General features: G+C 69.2%; 7 protein-coding genes and 1 tRNA gene. 5 read left to right on the plus strand and 3 right to left on the minus strand.

The window, feature by feature from the left end:
- Positions 1 to 112 precede the first annotated feature (112 nt).
- Both ACYVLQ_RS20175 and ACYVLQ_RS20180 read left to right on the plus strand, forming a co-directional pair.
- Entirely contained in the window at positions 113 to 622 is a 510-nt protein-coding gene (locus ACYVLQ_RS20175; RefSeq protein WP_460699062.1) for an SUKH-4 family immunity protein, read from the plus strand.
- Positions 613 to 3621 (plus strand): hypothetical protein, encoded by a 3009-nt coding sequence (locus ACYVLQ_RS20180; RefSeq protein ID WP_460699063.1) that lies wholly within the window; start codon positions 613 to 615, stop codon positions 3619 to 3621. The genes ACYVLQ_RS20175 and ACYVLQ_RS20180 overlap by 10 nt, the downstream gene beginning before the upstream one ends.
- Before the next feature lie 1001 nt (positions 3622 to 4622).
- Here the strand turns inward: ACYVLQ_RS20180 and ACYVLQ_RS20185 are convergent.
- Positions 4623 to 4704, minus strand: a tRNA-Leu gene (locus ACYVLQ_RS20185).
- 397 nt (positions 4705 to 5101) lie between these two features.
- Here ACYVLQ_RS20185 and ACYVLQ_RS20190 point away from each other — a divergent pair.
- The gene (locus ACYVLQ_RS20190) at positions 5102 to 14428 is read left to right on the plus strand and encodes a fatty acid synthase subunit beta domain-containing protein (protein WP_460699064.1); all 9327 of its coding nucleotides are present in this window, start codon (positions 5102 to 5104) and stop codon (positions 14426 to 14428) included.
- Positions 14429 to 14559: 131 nt separating this feature from the next.
- The gene (gene acpS, locus ACYVLQ_RS20195; RefSeq protein ID WP_460699065.1) at positions 14560 to 14991 is read left to right on the plus strand and encodes a holo-ACP synthase AcpS; all 432 of its coding nucleotides are present in this window, start codon (positions 14560 to 14562) and stop codon (positions 14989 to 14991) included.
- 5 nt (positions 14992 to 14996) lie between these two features.
- Here acpS and ACYVLQ_RS20200 read toward each other — a convergent pair whose 3' ends face one another.
- Entirely contained in the window at positions 14997 to 15626 is a 630-nt protein-coding gene (locus tag ACYVLQ_RS20200; RefSeq protein WP_460699131.1) for a TetR family transcriptional regulator, read from the minus strand.
- A gap of 231 nt (positions 15627 to 15857) precedes the next feature.
- Here ACYVLQ_RS20200 and ACYVLQ_RS20205 point away from each other — a divergent pair, with 231 nt between their 5' ends.
- A complete protein-coding gene (locus ACYVLQ_RS20205; RefSeq protein ID WP_460699066.1) occupies positions 15858 to 17135 on the plus strand; it encodes a hypothetical protein in 1278 nt (425 codons plus the stop codon).
- An 85-nt stretch (positions 17136 to 17220) separates the two neighbouring features.
- Here the strand turns inward: ACYVLQ_RS20205 and bcp are convergent, their stop codons facing one another.
- Positions 17221 to 17691, minus strand: coding sequence for a thioredoxin-dependent thiol peroxidase (bcp, locus tag ACYVLQ_RS20210; protein ID WP_460699067.1), 471 nt, complete (start codon positions 17689 to 17691; stop codon positions 17221 to 17223).
- Between the last annotated feature and the right edge of the window lie 28 nt (positions 17692 to 17719).

Raw genomic sequence — 17719 nt, forward strand, 5'->3', positions numbered from 1 at the left:
GGCCGAGGCCGCTGCCCTGGCTGAAGCGCAAGCGCGACGGGTTATGGCAAAGCTGAAAGCGTGAGACAGCGGGTGCTCCCCCTACTGCGTAGCGACCGAAGGAGGGTCAGCGATGCCGGAGTTGTCGGCCGAAGAGATCCGGGACGTGTGGGGCGGAAACGTGCAGCCTGTTTCCGGTGAGCTGATTCCGGCGGGCGTGCCGTCGACGACCACGCAACTGCTGACCACGGTCGGGTTGCCGACGGTTCCGTTGCTCGGATTCACCTTCTTCCGGGACCACCGGATGGCAGTGACCCAGCACGACGGGCGTGCGTATCTGGTGTTCGGTATCGACAGCGCTGGCAGTGCGCTCGCGGTCGATCTGGAATCCGAGCATGTGTGCCGGGTCGACCCGGAGCCGGGTGGCGAGGTGGCGTTCTACAACTCGACGCTCGCGCTGTTCGTGTACTTCCATGGCCTGCTGCAGCGAAACGTGCTGAGCCTGACCGAGGTTGATGAGCAACTGCTCGCCGACGCGGTCGACAGCGTGTGGCGCCCGCTCGAGGAGCAGGATCCACCGGCCGTGGCCGACCGGGCACCGTGGCATTGGGTCCTGGCGGACCTGGAAACGCAATGGCAATGACCCTCTCCGCGATACCGGCGAACAAGCGCTCCTGGCAGCGCCTGTTCAGCGTTGTATTGGCGGTTGTGCTCGTCGTGCTGGTCAGTGGCGCCGAGATCCCGACGGTCCATGCGGGCCCGACCCCCACCCCCGTTCCGGCGGTCAAGGAGGACTACGAACTTCGGCAAGTGTTCCCCGGCGACCCGATGCACATCCCGGCCCTGATCTACCGGTACCGGCACACCGAGGACCTCGTGTCGAAGGCCCCCGCGTCCGATCCGGCCATCCTGGAATACGTGACCTGGGCGCGCAATATCGCGGCATTCCAGTTCACGGTGAATGGGCAGATCTACGCCCTCGTCGCTCCGAGCCTGAATCAATTCCCCTACAACACCACCACCGCGCTCATCGACATCTATCGTCTCGATGACCCGGGCACCGGGCGGTGGTCGGTCGTCGATAAACACCTGCAGCCCTTGGTCGACCCGCAGGGAAATCCGGCCGACAACTGGCGGACCACCCGTCATCCCAGTCACCGATGGACCGTGACACAACACCTAGCCATCGACGTCGAACGCAAGAGAACCGGCCTGCACTCCGAACGCGTGGCCGACCACTACTGGACCCAAGTGATCAAACAGCAGAACCCGGCCGCCACCACCCCCAACATCGGATTCTCCGAACGGATTCCCTGCCAATCGAAACCCCAGTGCAGGAGAAACCTCGCGACCGGTGCCTGGTTCCCAGAACTGCGGGACATGCGCTATCTCACCGAGGAAACCGACAAGAGACCGGCATCGGCGGCGCAGAAGTCCATGATGGAGGTTTACGACCGATGGACGCGATGGGATTCGCCTACCGGCCCAGGCGCCTCGGCCCAGATGGGATACCGCAGTTTCACCACCCCCGGTGACGCCCCCGGCCACGGCCCGGCCACGCAGGCGCTGGAACCCGGCGCTGACCCGGGCGGCATCGATTTCTCCACCCTGCAATTGCGCTATTTGACCGAAAACGACAGCGGCGCACTGGAATACGCGTTCGATGCAGCTTCCGCCGCGACCGGCCCGAAAGTCGCTGAGGGACGCACCGCGCTGGCCCACGCCTCGGACGCGTTCTTCGTGTGGCTGAGTTTGCCGCCCTCGGCATTCTGGGTCAATCTTGGCCCCGGCGAACCCGACAGGATCATCGACGACCGGCTGGGAACCACCGACGTCGGCCGCATCCTGCTGCAGGCCGACTTCCGGATGAAACAACTCGTCGGGTCGCTGATCCATCCCGACTCCCCACTCGGACAGCAGTTCTGGGGAACCACGAACCCACTCGACAATGCCTGCCTGTCCATGCGCCAATGGATCGTCCCGCTACCGGCGCAGGTGTACGAGGAGCAAGGCGGCCTCTACATCGTCAACGCACCGCTGGACGTCAAGTCCGAAAGCGACTATCTCAGTGCACCAGGACAAGGCGACAACTCCTGCCCTGTGACCGACCCTCGCCTGGAAGCAGCATTCCGGAGCCTCGTACTGCCCAAGGTCAAAGACGCGATCAATCAGGCACCCGAATTCACCGAACTGCGGCAGGTATACCTGAGCCGAGTAGCCGCCGAATGGTACCGCCAACGTCACAGCACGGACGGAACACTGTCATCGCTGATCGATAGCGGGGACGTCACCGATTGGCCAGCGCTGCACCTCTGGTCACCGCGGGAAATATACGACCAGTACGTCGACTCGTACCGCAACAACAAAGACTTCGCTGTCACCAAACAGATCCAGCAGGGCGATGACATCTACGAGGTGACCTACACCCACGGTGGTGTCGACTTCAGCCAGCTGCAGCTGAACCAGCTCACGCAGTCGGCCTTCGAACACGAACACCGCGGCCTCGCTGACGCGGTGGGCCAATCCTTCGACCGGTCCACCCCCGGCGAGCAGGGCAAAACGGTACTCGGCGCCAGCAGCGAACCACTGGCGTGGCAGAACACCACCGACCGCTCCTCCTACGGGCTGGCAGGCATCCTGGCCATCGCCGCGATGGCCATCGTCGCGTGCACGACCGGCTTCTACATCTCCCTACGCTGGCGACGCCCACCACGTCCACAGAGCGATGTCTTCACTACTGCCGCAGTCGTGCACCGCCCGCCGCCCGGCAACGACACCCAATCACCAAGCCACCCGACACAATTCACACCACCGAGGATTTGGCGAAACAATGCGGCCACGCCGGCGGCGGACCAGCCCGCGCCACTGCCTGCCCCCGACCAGCGCGAGCAGACCCAGCCACCGAACCCGGCGCACGGCATCGCCCAGACGCAGTCCTACCTTGGCCCGAACCGTCCTCACCCAGGGCAATCGTCGCTACGGAGCACCCCGCTCTGGATTCTCGCCGCTGTCAGCGTGCTGGTCCTGATCGCGGCTACGGCGATCATCGCTGTCACGATGACCGGCAGCGGCTTCGACCATGCAGAGAAGACCAAGAGCGATGTCACACCGATGTACACCGCCGACAAGGCAACCAACGCGTGTGGCCTCGTCGATGTGTCGATACTGGAGCAGTGGGCGAAGAACCCCGCCAGAGAGCCCCAGCACAATGAACGTAAAAGCACGGCCCAAGGGGGCGGCGGCGTCAGCTGCTCAGCCCTCAACGAAGGCACCGGATACCCGCCGGAATTCGCCACCCTCCGCATGGAAGGCCAGCTCCAATACATCGACCCCGATACCGGTAGCCGCCTAGGAGAGCCCATCTACAACGCCTGGGAAAACAGCGCGGGAACCGCAACCGGAACCAATCGCATCACCGGCGCTCTCCCAGGCATCGGCGAGAGAGCCTACTTCGAACTCGAAGATGACCAGTCCTCCGCGCGACCCATGGTCAACTACACAGCAGCCGCATTCGACAACAACTTGTCCATCAAGGTCAGCATCGGCGTCGGCGTCGGCGAGGGACACACGATCGATACCGCCGAGGTCAAGGCAGCGGTCCTGGCGCAACTCCGCACAGCAATGGACAGAATGAAAGCGTAAGACAACCTACGATCCGCGCGCCCGGCCACGGGCGCGGGTCCTCCACCGGAATGCCCGTCGCCGACCTCCTCTCGTCGGTCCGCACGACGCCGTCCGGGCCGCCGTAGCGATCAGCGCCACCTGCACCCAGGCTGCCGCGAACCGCACGCACGAAACCCCACTGTGTTGCGGCCGACACGGTCGAGACACCCAGGCGGCGCAGTCGTTTTCCCAGCGCTGCTGGCTGTATCGGCTGCCCGGGGACACCACCTGGGAACAACCAGCAGCCTTTGTCGGTCTCGCCGACACGCCGAGCGACGCCTTGCCGTGGCGCGTGGAAACCAGTTCGAGCATCAGGCGGTTGAGCGGGTTCGGCAGCATCAGGGGCTGACGACCGAGAGGATGTTGTTCACCAGTCAGGGCGGCCAGTGCTGCTGCAACTTCGCGAATATCGGCTTTCACATGCGTGGTAGTCGTACCGCCGGTCTTGCCCGAGTGGCCAGCGTATTCGCAAGCAACGGCGTAGCTGAAGGTGCGTTCGACCCAGGTCAAGGTGGTATGACGGAGCCAATGGGTTGTGATGCCCTGGGAGGCGACCCAGGGGAGTTCTTGGCCGACGCGGTGCCAGAGGTGGTCGTAGCGCTCCGCTTCGGCGGCAGGCTGTTTCGAGGTGCAGGCGTAGCAGCAGTGAATCGAGGTCCGGATCGTTGCCGGTAGTCGCGGTGACCTGGCAGATCTCGGCGAGTTGGTCGGAGGGGATGGCGTAGCGGTGCGACTTGCGGCGTGCGGGAAAGGTGAGTTTGCGGGCGGGGTTGTCGCTGGGGCGAATCCAGCCTCTGTCTTCGGCGTGCCGGTAGACGCAGCGGACGGCGGAAATGAAGTGTTCGACGGCGCTCGTGCCACCACGAGAAGCGCGGTTGGTGCGAGCGTTCGAACGGGTGCGCATTCCCCAGGTCACCTCCGTGTGTTCGAGTGCGCTCGAACACACGGCACGCAAACCCGGCAGATCTGCCGGGAATCTGTGCGCGAGGGGGGACTTGAACCCCCACGTCCGAGGACACTGGAACCTAAATCCAGCGCGTCTGCCAATTCCGCCACTCGCGCGTGATGGTACGACCGTCCAAACTCTACCGGGCTTGACCGGCATCGCGAAGTTCCGTATGGGCGTTTCGTACCCACGAGTAACCCCACCTGCGATTATAACGATTGGATCACGGTCAATATGAGGGACCCTCAACTTTCCTTCGGGGGTGTAACCGGCCGGACCAGCGGCTTCAAACATGAGGGAGGGTCATGTTTCGGATTATTCTGGTACGGAAGTACCGAAATACTGGAGGGTAGTCGTAGGGGGTGACGAGAAACGTGAGGATTCCCTCATGATTTTGTGCGATCCTCGGATTTCATCAGGTCCTCAGGGGCGAGGGACGCCTGCGCACGGAGGAGCGGCCCCCACGAGGGACCACCCGAGGGACGAGCTGCCACGAGAAGGAAGTCGAACGTCTTGACGATCAACGAGAGCACCGAGACCGGATCGAGCGCCAAGATGGTTGGGGCAACTTCGGATACGGCGAGGAAAGCCTCGCTGCTGGACCGGTTGCGCGCGGGAGAGGCCTATGCGCTGGCCTTCGGCGGTCAGGGCGCGCGCTGGCTGCGCGAGCTGGAGGAGATCGGGCGCGACAGCGCGCTGGAGCCGGAGCTGACGGCGCTGGTGAACGAGGCCGCGGCGACGCTGGAGCCGGTGGCCGAGCAGCTGCTGGTGGTGCGGCCCGTCGGCTTCGACCCGGTCGCGTGGATGCTCGAGGACGATCTCGCCGACCTGGAGGACGGGGAGGTGTCGGCCGCGCCGCCGGAGCCGGTGCTGCGGTCGGCGGCGATCTCCATGCCGGGCGTATTTCTGGCGCAGGTGGCGGCGCTGCGGGCGCTGCGGCTGCAGGGCCTGGACGCGGCCGAGCACGCGCCGGTCGCGATCGTCGGGCATTCGCAGGGCCTGCTGGCCGCGGAGTCGGCCGAGGCCCGCGGCGCGCGCGATGCGGAGCTGCTGGCGCTGGCCCAGCTGATCGGTGCCGCGGCGACCCTGGTGGCGCGCCGGCGCGGGCTGATCCCGGTGGGCGAGAAGTCGCCGATGGTCGCGGTGTCCAACGTGGATCCGGAGCAGCTGCGCGATGTGGTCGCCGCGGCCGCACAGGACGTGGATCCGGCCACCGCCGCGGTGATGTCGATTCGCAACGGCCGTCGCCGAGTGGTGCTGTCGGGCACCGCGACCCAGCTGGATCGGGTGCGGCGGCGCTGCGCGGAGATCCACGACGAGCAGACCCGCGACCGGGAGGCGAAGAAGCGCGGCGGCGCGGTGTTCGCGCCCGTCTTCGAGGATGTCGACGTCGAGGTCGCCTTCCACCACCCGGCCCTCGCCGACACCGTGGATCTGGTGACGGCCTGGGCCAACCAGTGCGGGATCGACGCCGAACTCGCCACCCGGCTCACCCGCGCTATCCTGGTCGACCCCGTCGACTGGGTGGAGACCGTCGACGACGTGGTTTCCGCGGGCGCACAGTGGATCCTGGACCTGGGCCCCGGCGACCTGCTGACCCGCCTCACCCAGGGCTCGCTGAAAGGCACCGGCGTCGGCGCGGTCCCGGCCGCTACCCGTTCGGGCCAGCGCAGCCTGTTTACGCCGGGCGCGGCGCCCGAGGTGGCCCCCGCCTGGTCGACATTCGCGCCGAAGCCGGTGCGCCTGCCCAACGGCCGCGTCGTGGTCGAGACCTCCTTCACCCGCCTCACCGGCCGTTCGCCCGTCCTGCTGGCGGGCATGACCCCGACCACGGTCGACGCCAAAATCGTTGCGGCAGCGGCGAATGCGGGCCACTGGGCGGAGCTGGCGGGCGGCGGACAGGTGACCGAGCAGATCTTCGCCGACCGCGTCGCCGAGCTGAAGACGCTGCTGCACCCGGGCCGCGCGGTGCAGTTCAACTCGCTGTTCCTCGACCCGTACCTCTGGAAGCTGCAGCTGGGCGGCAAGCGACTGGTGCAGCGGGCCCGCGCCGCCGGTGCGCCGTTCGACGGCGTGATCGTCACCGCCGGCATTCCGGAGCTCGAGGAGGCCGTGGCGCTGATCGAGGAGCTGAGCGAGGTCGGCATCACCCACGTGGCGTTCAAACCCGGCACCGTCGCGCAGATCCGCGCGGTGCTGCGCATCGCCGACGCCGTTCCCGACTATCCGGTGATCATGCACGTCGAGGGCGGCCGGGCCGGTGGCCACCATTCCTGGGAGGACCTCGACGACCTGCTGCTCGAGACCTACGCCGAGCTGCGCAATCGGTCCAATGTGGTGGTCTGCGTCGGCGGTGGGATCGGCACACCCGAGCGCTCCACCGAGTATCTGACCGGCGAATGGGCGGTGGCACACGGATATCCGGCGATGCCGCTGGACGGTGTGCTCGTCGGCACGGCCGCCATGGCCACCCTGGAGGCCACCACGGCGCCCGAGGTGAAGCAGTTGCTGGTGGACACCCCCGGCACCCCGAACTGGGTCGGCGCGGGCACGGCCGCGGCCGGAATGGCTTCCGGGCGTAGTCAATTGGGCGCCGACATCCACGAGATCGACAACTCGGCCTCGCGCACGGGACGTCTGCTCGACGAGGTGGCGGGCGATGCGGAAGCAGTGGCCGAGCGGCGCGCGGAGATCATCGAGGCGCTGGACCGCACGGCCAAGCCGTATTTCGGCGATGTCGCCACGATGACCTACCTGGAGTGGCTGGAGCGCTACGTCGAACTCGCGGTCGGGCTGGACCGTCGCAAGGACTTCGACTGCGGCACCGACCTCGGCGACGCCATCGCCGACGCCACTCGCTCGGTGTGGCTGGACATCACCTGGCGCGACCGGTTCGCGGAGATGATGCGCCGCACCGAATCCCGGCTGCATCCGGCCGACCGCGGCGAGATCCCGACGCTGTTCGCCGACGACACCGCGTTCGAGCAGCCGGTGCGGGCGATCTGCGCGCTGAAGGAGCGGTACCCGGCCGCCGCGGGCACCGCGCTGCACCCGGCCGACGTCCCGTTCTTCGTCGCGCTGTGCAAGACGCCGGGCAAGCCGGTGAACTTCGTGCCGGTCGTAGACGCCGACGTGCGCCGCTGGTGGCGCTCGGATTCGCTGTGGCAGGCCCATGATCCGCGCTACTCCGCCGATCAGGTGTGCGTCATTCCGGGCACCGTGTCGGTCGCGGGCATCACCCGCGTGGACGAGCCCGTCGGCGAGCTGCTGGACCGGTTCGAGCAGGACACCGCCTACTCGCTGATGCGCGGTGGGGTCACCCCGCAGGCGGTCGACGGCCGCCGCCGCGTCGAGGTGGCCGCGGGCGCGCTCGACATCGTGCTCGCCGCAACGGATGTGCAGTGGTCCGGCCGCACCACCGTGAACCCGATCCACCGGCTGGGCGACCTGCACGAGTGGACCATGAACGGCAAGGGCGCCGTGCACCCGCCGACCGGCGCCACCCTGCGCGCCGCCGAGGGGCCCGAAACCGACCACGCCTACGTGGAACTCGCGGTGCCGCTGCTGGGCGAGGACGCGGTGCGGATTCGCATCACCGTACCCGCCTCCGTGTACAACGGCGGGGCGCCGGTGATCACGGAGGACGACGCCGAGGCCGCGATGTCGGCGCTGCTGGCCGTCGCGGCCGGGCAGTCGCTCCCGGAGGTGAAGTCCGCCAACGGAACTCACGTCGCGCACGTGAATCTCGCCTGGACTCCGGACCTGATCGCCGATCACGCCGGTGTCACCGGCTCCGGACTCCCGCCGACCCTGAGCACCATCGGCCGCACCGTGCCCGACGTGCTGGTGGGCGCCTGCTGGCCCGCCGTCTTCGCCGTCCTGGGCGCGACCCGCACCGACGACGCCCGCAGCGTCATCGAGGGCATGTTGGACCTGGTCCACCTGGACCACCGGATCGAGCTGGTCGGTGAGCTGCCGTCCAATGCCGCGGTGCTCACCGTCCGGGCGGAATCGGCGTCGGTGCTCGACACCGATATGGGCCGCGTCGTCGAGGTGCGGGTCGAGGTCGGCGTCATGCGCGACCACGGCCTGGAGACCCCGATCGTGGCAAAGCTGGTGGAGCGCTTCGCCATTCGCGGCCGCAACGGCGACGGCGAACTGTCCGATCCGCCGCGCGCCGCGGGCACCGTCTCGGCCGAGGCCTCCGACACCCCGCGCCGTCGCCGTCGCGACGTGCGCATGGTCGCCCCGCGCGCGATGGGCGCCTTCGCCGCGGTGTCGGGTGACCACAACCCGATTCACACCAGCGCCAACGCCGCTCGCCTGGCCGGTCTGGGCAGCCCGATCGTGCACGGTATGTGGCTGTCGGCGGCCGCGCAGCACGCGGTCTCGGCGGTCGATCCCGAATCCCCGGTGCCCGCGCGGACGGTGACCGCGTGGACCACCCGGTTCCTCGGTATGGTGCGCCCGGGCGCGGAGATCGACGTGCGCGTCGAGCGGATCGCCGTCGACCGGGGCGACGAGCTGGTCGAGGTGTCCTGCCGGACCGGCGGGGACCTGGTGATGACCGCGACCGCCCGGCTCGCCGCGCCGAAGACCGTGTACGCCTTCCCCGGCCAGGGCATCCAGAGCAAGGGGATGGGCCTGGACGCGCGTTCGCGGTCCAAGGCCGCCAAGGACGTGTGGGATCGCGCCGACAAGCACACCCGCGAGGCGCTGGGCTTCTCCATCCTCGCCGTGGTCCGCGACAACCCGACCTACCTCAAGGCCCGCGGCGTGGAGTACCGCCACCCGCAGGGCGTGCTGCACCTGACCCAGTTCACGCAGGTCGCGATGGCTACCCTCGGCGTCGCCCAGGTGGCCGAGCTGCGTGAGGCCGGTGCGTTCGTCGAGGGCGCGATGCTGGCCGGGCATTCGGTCGGCGAGTACAACGCGCTCGCCGCCGTGGCCGGGGTGCTGCCGCTGGAGGCGGTGCTGGAGGTGGTGTTCCAGCGCGGCTCGGCGATGCACGAGCTGGTGCCGCGAGATGCCCAGGGCCGCAGCGACTACCGGATGGCCGCCATCCGCCCGTCGCAGATCGGGTTGCCGGACGCCGACGTCATCGACTTCGTTGCCGAGGTGGGCGCCCGTGCGGACGAGTTCCTGGAGGTCGTCAACCTGAACCTGCGCGGCTCGCAGTACGCCATCGCCGGCACGGTCAAGGGCCTCGAGGAGCTGGAGGCCGAAATCGAGCGCCGCCGTGTGGAATTCGGCGGCAGGCGCGCCTTCGTCCTGGTGCCTGGCATCGACGTGCCGTTCCACTCGACCGTGCTGCGCAAGGGCGTGCCCGAGTTCCGGCACAAGCTCGAGGATCTGCTGCCCGACGACCTGCATCCGGAAATCCTTGCCGGGCGCTACATTCCGAATCTGGTGCCGCGGCCGTTCTCGCTGGAGCGCGAGTTCGTCGCCGAGATCGCCGACCTGGTGCCGTCGGAGCCGCTGACACAGGTGCTGGCGAACTGGGACAACTGGTCGGCCCGCCCGAGCGAGCTGTGCCGAGTAGTCCTGATCGAGCTGCTGGCCTGGCAGTTCGCCAGCCCGGTGCGCTGGATCGAGACCCAGGACCTGCTGTTCACCGATCCCGCGCACGGCGGGCTGGCGGTGGAGCGGTTCGTCGAGATCGGCCTGGCCGCCACGCCGACCGTGGCCAACCTGGCCACCAATACGCTGAAGCTGCCGCAGTTCGCCACCGCCAAGGTGGAGGTGCTCAATATCGAGCGCGAGGCCGGTGTCGTGTACTCCACCGACACCGATCCGGCGCCGGTGGAGGAGCCGGAAGAGTCTGCGGCCGAACAGGTTCCGGCCGCCGCCGCGGCGCTCGCGGCGGCTCCCGCCCCCGCGGCGGCCCCGGCCGGTGGCCCGCGGCCCGACGACATCCCGTTCACCGCCGCCGACGCGACCCGCGTGTTGATCGCCCTGTGGACCAAGCTGCGCCTGGACCAGATCGGCCCGGTGGACACCATCGAGGGGCTCTGCGACGGCGTCTCCTCGCGGCGTAACCAGCTGCTGGTCGACCTCGGTTCGGAGCTGTCGCTGGGCGCCATCGACGGCGCCGCCGATGCGGACATGGGCGCGCTGTCGGCGACCGTGGAGCGGCTCGCCCGCACCTACAAGCCGTTCGGCTCGGTGCTGTCCGACGCCGTCGGCGACCATCTGCGCAAGGTGTTCGGCCCCTCCGGCAAGCGGCCCGCCGCGATCGCCGACCGGGTGAAGAAGGTGTGGGAACTCGGCGACGGGTGGGCCCACCACGTCACCGCCGAGGTCTCCCTGGGCACCCGCGAGGGCGCCAGCGTGCGCGGCGGCGACCTGGGCGGCCTGGTGTCGGGCGCGCTCGGCGACGGCGCCGCGGTGGACGCCGCGATCGACGCCGCCGTGCAGTCGGTCGCCGCGCGGCGCGGGGTCAGCGTCGCGCTGCCCGCGGCCGGGGGCGGCGGCGGAGCGACCGTCGACGCGGCCGCGCTCGGCGAGTTCACCGAGCAGATCACCGGCCGCGACGGCGTGCTCGCCACCGCCGCCCGGGTCGTGCTGGAGCAGCTCGGCCTCGACGAGCAGGTGTCCGCGCCCGAGGCCACCGACGACTCGCTGGTGGACCTGGTCTCGGCCGAACTCGGTTCGGACTGGCCGCGTCTGGTCGCGCCTGCGTTCGACGGCCGCAAGGCGGTGCTGATCGACGACCGCTGGGCCACCGCCCGCGAGGATCTGGCGCGGCTGTGGCTCGGCGACGACGCCGAGATGGTCGACCTGCCCGTGGACGGCTACCTCGGTGCCGGTGCGGCCGTTGCGGCACAGTCGAACTGGTGGCGGCAGCGCGCGATGGCCGAGGCCCGTTCGGTGCTCGCCGGTGTCTACGGGCGGATCGCCGAGGCGGCCCTCGACACCGCCGAGCCCGGCTCCTGGTCCTCCGATATCGCCGTGATCACCGGTGCGAGCAAGGGTTCCATCGCGGCCGCGGCCGCCGGGCGCCTGCTGGGCGGCGGCGCGACCGTCATCGTCACCACCTCCCGGCTCGACGACGACCGGCTCGGCTTCTACAAGCGGCTGTACCGCGAGAACGCCCGCCACGGCGCCGCGCTGTGGGTCGTCCCGGCCAATATGGCCTCCTACTCCGACGTCGACGCGCTGATCGAGTGGGTCGGCAACGAGCAGAGCGACAATGCCGGTGGCGCAAAGGTTCTCGTCAAACCGGCGATGACGCCGACGCTGCTGCTGCCGTTCGCGGCGCCGCGCGTCGCGGGCGATCTGACCGATGCCGGTGCCCGCGCCGAGATGGAGATGCGGGTGCTGCTGTGGTCGGTGGAGCGCCTCATCGGCGGGCTGTCGAAGCTCGGCGCCGATCACGACGTGGACGCGAAACTGCATGTGGTGCTGCCGGGTTCGCCCAACCGCGGCATCTTCGGCGGGGACGGCGCCTACGGCGAATCCAAGGCCGCACTCGATGCGGTGATCGCCAAATGGCGCGTGGAGAAGTCGTGGTCGCAGCGGGTCACGCTGGTGCACGCGCTCATCGGCTGGGTGCGCGGCACCGGGCTGATGGGACACAACGATCCGCTCGTCGCGGCCGTCGAGAAGGCCGGTGTGCACACCTGGTCCACGGTGGAGATCGCCGACGAACTGCTCAAGTGGTGCACCAGCCGGGCCCGGGTCGTCACCGCGACCGGACCGCAGCAGATCGACCTGACCGGCGGCCTGGCCCGCGCCAAGCTGGACCTGCCCGCGCTCGCCAAGGAGGCGGAGGAGGCGGCGGCTCGTCATTCCGACGAAAGCCGGAACGACGAGAACGACGGGGAAGCTGTGATCGCGGCGCTCCCGGCGCCGCCGACGCTGACCTCGGCGCTGCCGGTGCCCGAATGGGGCCCCGTGACAACCGATCTCGCCGATATGGTGGTGATCGTCGGCGCCGGGGAACTCGGCCCCTACGGCTCGGCGCGCACCCGCTTCGAGATGGAGGTCGCGGACGAGCTGTCGGCGGCGGGCGTGCTCGAGCTGGCGTGGACGACCGGCCTGGTCACCTGGGAGAACGATCCCAAGCCGGGCTGGTACGACACCGAATCCGGTGACTACGTCGAGGAATCCGAGCTGGCCGAGCGCTACCACGACGCGGTCGTGGAACGCTGCGGCGTGCGCCGCTACGGCGACGACGGCGCCATGGTCGACAACGCCGCGCCGCTGCTGACGTCGGTGTTCCTGGACAAGGACCTGTCGTTCGCGGTCACCAGCGAGACCGAGGCCCGCGCCTTCCACGCCGCCGATCCGGAGCACACGGTGATCGCGCCGGTGGCCGATTCGGGCGACTGGCAGGTGACGCGCAAGGCGGGCACCGAGATTCGGGTGCCGCGCAAGGCGAAGCTGTCGCGCACCGTGGGCGGCCAGATCCCCGAGGGCTGGGATCCCACCAAGTGGGGCATCTCGCCGGACATGGCGAGCTCGGTGGACCGGGTCGCGCTGTGGAACATCGTGTGCACCGTCGACGCGTTCCTGTCCTCGGGCTTCAGCCCGGCCGAGCTGATGAGCTGGGTGCACCCCTCGCTGGTCACCAACACCCAGGGCACCGGCATGGGCGGCATGTCCTCGATGCGGTCGCTGTACATCGACAACCTGCTCGGCGAGCCGCGCGCCAACGACATCCTGCAGGAGGCACTGCCGAATGTCGCTCTGGCGCATGTGGTTCAGTCCTACGTCGGCAGCTACGGCGGGATGATCCACCCGGTCGCGGCGTGCGCGACCGCGGCGGTGTCGGTCGAGGAGGGCGTCGACAAGATCCGGCTCGGCAAGGCCGACGTCGTGGTCGCGGGCGGCTACGACGACCTCGGCATCGAGGGCATCGTCGGCTTCGGTGACATGTCGGCCACCGCGGACTCGGCGGCGATGAGCGCCAAGGGCATCAGCGACCGGTACTTCTCCCGCGCCAACGACCGCCGCCGCGGCGGATTCGTCGAATCGCAGGGCGGCGGAACGGTATTGCTGGCCCGCGGCGACGTCGCGGTGGAGATGGGGCTGCCGGTGCTCGGCGTCCTCGCCTACGCGCAGTCGTTCGCCGACGGCGTGCACACCTCGATTCCCGCGCCGGGGCTGGGCGCGCTGGGCGCCGGTCGCGGCGGCCAGGAGTCCCGCCTGGCGGCCGCGCTGCGGAAGCTCGGTGTCTCGGCGGACGAGGTCAGCGTGGTGTCCAAACACGACACCTCCACGGCCGCAAACGATCCCAACGAGTCCGAGCTGCACGAGCGGCTGGCAGGTGCGCTGGGCCGCACGGACGGCGCCCCGCTGTTCGTGATCTCGCAGAAGTCGCTCACCGGGCACGCGAAGGGCGGTGCGGCGGCGTTCCAGCTGATCGGCCTGTGCCAGGTGCTCGAGCAGGGCGTGATCCCGCCGAACCGCAGCCTCGACTGCGTCGACGACAAGATGCGGGAGTACCCGCACCTGGTGTGGGCGCGCGAGCCGCTGCGGTTCGGAGATCGGTTCGCGCTCAAGGCCGGTCTGGTCACCTCGCTCGGATTCGGGCACGTGTCAGGGCTTTTGGCGGTCGTGCATCCGCAGGCGTTCATCCAGGCCATCGACCCGCAGCGGCGCGAGGAGTATCAGCGCCGCGCCGAGCAGCGGCAGCTCGCCGGACGGCAGCGGTTCGCGGAGGCCATGTGCGGCGGCGCCCCGCTGTACGAGCGGCCCGCCGACCGTCGCCTGGGCGCGGACGGCACCCCCGCCAAGCAGATTCGGCAACTGGAGGCCGACGTGCTGCTGTCGCCGAACGCCCGCCTGGCGGCCAACGGCACCTACATCGCCGACGCCGGGCCCGCCTGCCGGTAACCGCCTCGGAACCATGCTTCCCGGGGGAACAGACTCTGTTCCCCCGGGAAGTCTGTGTCCCGCTGGTATGTTGCAGACCGCGGCGGCTTTCGCCGCCGTGGCCCACTGACGGTTGAGGAGCGGCAAACACAGTGACCATCCTGGGGATCGGCCTGGACCTGGTGACCATTTCCGACTTCGCGGAGCAGTTGAAGCGCGCCGGAACCACCATGCTCCGGGAGAGTTTCACCGCGGGGGAGCGGCGCTACTGCGAGAGCAAGGGCACCGATCCGGCGCGCAGCTACGCGGCGCGCTGGGCGGCCAAGGAGGCGGTGATCAAGGCCTGGGCCTCCTCCCGGTTCGCGCGCAGCCCCCAGGTCGGTGACAACCCGTACCCGCTGATCGAGGTGGCCAACGACGCCTGGGGCCGCCCGAGCATCAAGCTGCACGGCCTGGCCGCCGAATTCCTCCCCCGCGTCCGCGTGCACCTGTCGCTCACCCACGACGGGGATACGGCCGCCGCCATGGTGGTCCTGGAGGATCCGGGTGAGCTAGCCGACCTGATCGAGTCCCGCGAACGTTAGTGCGCTCAGCCGAGGTCCCGCTGCCCGCCGGTCCGCGATTCCTTCTCCGCGACAAGTAGATACGCGACCATGAGTCGCTTGAGTTCGGTGACGGCGGCGTCGTGGCTGAGGCCGTCCTGCACGGAGAAGTTCATCATCGAATACACCATGTGCACCAGCACCTGCGCCATCATCGAGCGGCGTGCGCGCGGCGTGCGGGGCATCAGCGGCCGCAGCATCTGCTGGACGACCTCGGCGAACTCTTTCTCGTGGATGACGCCGGTGGCCCGGGTGGAGGGCGTGGACTGCATGGCCAGCCAGACCTCGCGCCGCGACGGGTCGGTCATCCACAGGTCGGCCAGATGGTCGACGAACTTGTTCATGTGCCGCAGCCAGTCCATCGACGGGATCTCGCCGTGGAAATCGGCCAGCTCCCGCGACACCGCCACCAGATCCTGGCGATTGAGTTCGCACACGATGACGTACTTGTTGGCGAAGAACTGATACAGCGTGCCGATCGGCACCTCCGCGCGACCCGCGACCTCCTCGCAGGTGAACGATTCGAAACCGACCTCGACCAGCAGCTCCCGGGATGCCTGCAACAGGGCGTCGAACTTGCGTTTGCTGCGCTCCTGGGTCGGGCGCCGTCGCGGCATCAGCTCCTGCGGGTCGTCCTGCAACTCCAGTGCGGGGTCGGGACGACGGTTCGACCTCGATGCCGCACGCGCTTCCACCACCTCCCCAGGCTAGCGGTAGCGACACGCGGATGACACGCGGCGGCACCGTTCATACCCGGTTTGGTCGTCACTCATAACCCATCCGCGCCCCATGTGGTGACGAACACATAACCAAGTATGGCGTACCTCGACATGTCGGAAGGCTGATCAGTGGCTCGATCTGTGGTGACATTCGGCGTTTCCACCGAGCGCGGCGCCGTCCAGGCGGTGGCGCTCCTCGCCGGTGCGGGCAACCTGCCCGAGCGGATACTGCATCATCGGACGCAGCAGATTCGCGGCGACGGCAAACACGACCTGGCCCGCGCGGTGGAGACCGCGCTGGACGATCTCGCGGCCGAGATCGGCGCGGATTACGAGGACGCCGGTGCGGCGGTGACCTACCGCGACGCCGCCGAGCGCCGCGCGATCGTCACGGGGCTGGCCGCCGGTTTGTGGCGCACGGCGTCGCTGGTCTCCGCGAAGTCCGCGCACTTGGCCCTGGCCCGGGCGATGACCTGGGTGGCCGAGTTCGACAATCTGGTGATCTGCGACGTGGTGCCCGGTTACCAGGGCTTCTCGCTGATCTCCCCGGGCCGCGATCGGGTGGTCGCGGGCTTCACCACGGCGGGCGGCACGATCACGAAGGAGACGATGCGCCCGGCCGTCACGGCCGCGTGGGACCAGTTCGACGCCGCGGGGGTCCGCCCGGACGCGGTGGTGCTGATCGGTTCCGCGGCGGGCGACACCGCGGTCTCGTCGGCGCTGGGGACCGGATTCGGCGCCTCCATCGTCCCGTGCAAGGTGGCGGCGGCGGGTTCGGCGATCGGCGCCGCCCTGGTGGTGCAGCCGGAGTCGGCGGAGGGTGCCGAGCCGGGCGAGCGTGCGCGTCGGACCCGCGGCACGACGGCGGTGTTCGCCGCGGCGAGCGTGCTGGCCGGTGGGCTGGTCGTCGGCGGCGTCTACCAGGTGGCGGGCAAGTCGCGCACGGAGCCCGCACCGACGTTGGCCGATGCCCGCGTCGCGGCCGAGACGCACCGGACGTATCCGATCGGGGGTACCGGGGTGCAGCGAGTTCCGGCGGCCGAGGAGCCGTCGGGCGAGGCTGCCACCGATATGGTCACCGTCGATCCCGCGACGGTCGGGTGGCGGCCCTCGAATTCCGAGCGGCTCGGGGTGGGCGACTTCGATTCCGCCCTCGCCGATTCCGATAGCGCCGATTCCGCGGCCGCGCAGCCGCTGGTGCGGCATTCCGATCAGGAGTCGGGGCCCGCCGCGCAGTCGTCGGTGATCCCGGCCCCCACCGTGCCCGTGGGGGCGCCGAACGGGTCGCTGCTGTTCCCGGGCGAGGCGGCGCCGCCGGCGGTCGGCACGGCCGAGTTCGGCCAGTGGTGGGAGAACCACTGGCGGATGATGGTGCAGTGGGCGGCGCAGCTGGTGCCGCGCGCCTGATCAAAGTTTCGTCATTCCGGCGAGCGTCGGAACCCGGGGCCCGGCAGCGGTTTTCGCGGCCGGGCCCCGGCGTTCGCCGGACTTCCTAGACCGACAGGTCGCGGCGTAGCTTGGCGACGTGGCCGGTCGCGCGGACGTTGTACTGGGCCGTCTCGATCCTGCCCTGCTCGTCGACCAGGAAGGTGGAGCGGATCACGCCGGTGATCTTCTTGCCGTACATCGTCTTCTCGCCGTAGGCGCCCCACGCGGTGAGGACCTCGCGGTCGGGATCCGACAGCAGGGGGAAGGTGAGCTTCTCGTTGTCGCGGAACTTGGCCAGCTTCGCGGGCTTGTCGGGGGAGATGCCCACGACCTCGAGCCCGGCGCCGTTGAGTTCGGCGAGATTGTCGCGGAAGTCGCAGGCCTGCTTGGTGCACCCCGGCGTGCTGGCGGCCGGGTAGAAGTACACGATCACCTTCCGGCCGCGGTAGTCGGCGAGGGACACCTCCTTGCCGTCGGCATCGGGAAGTGTGAACTCCGGCGCGGTATCGCCGGGACTGAGTCGGTTCTCGGTCATTCCAAGCACGGTAATCGACGGCGGTGAC

The sequence above is a fragment of the Nocardia thraciensis genome (genome assembly GCF_054782435.1).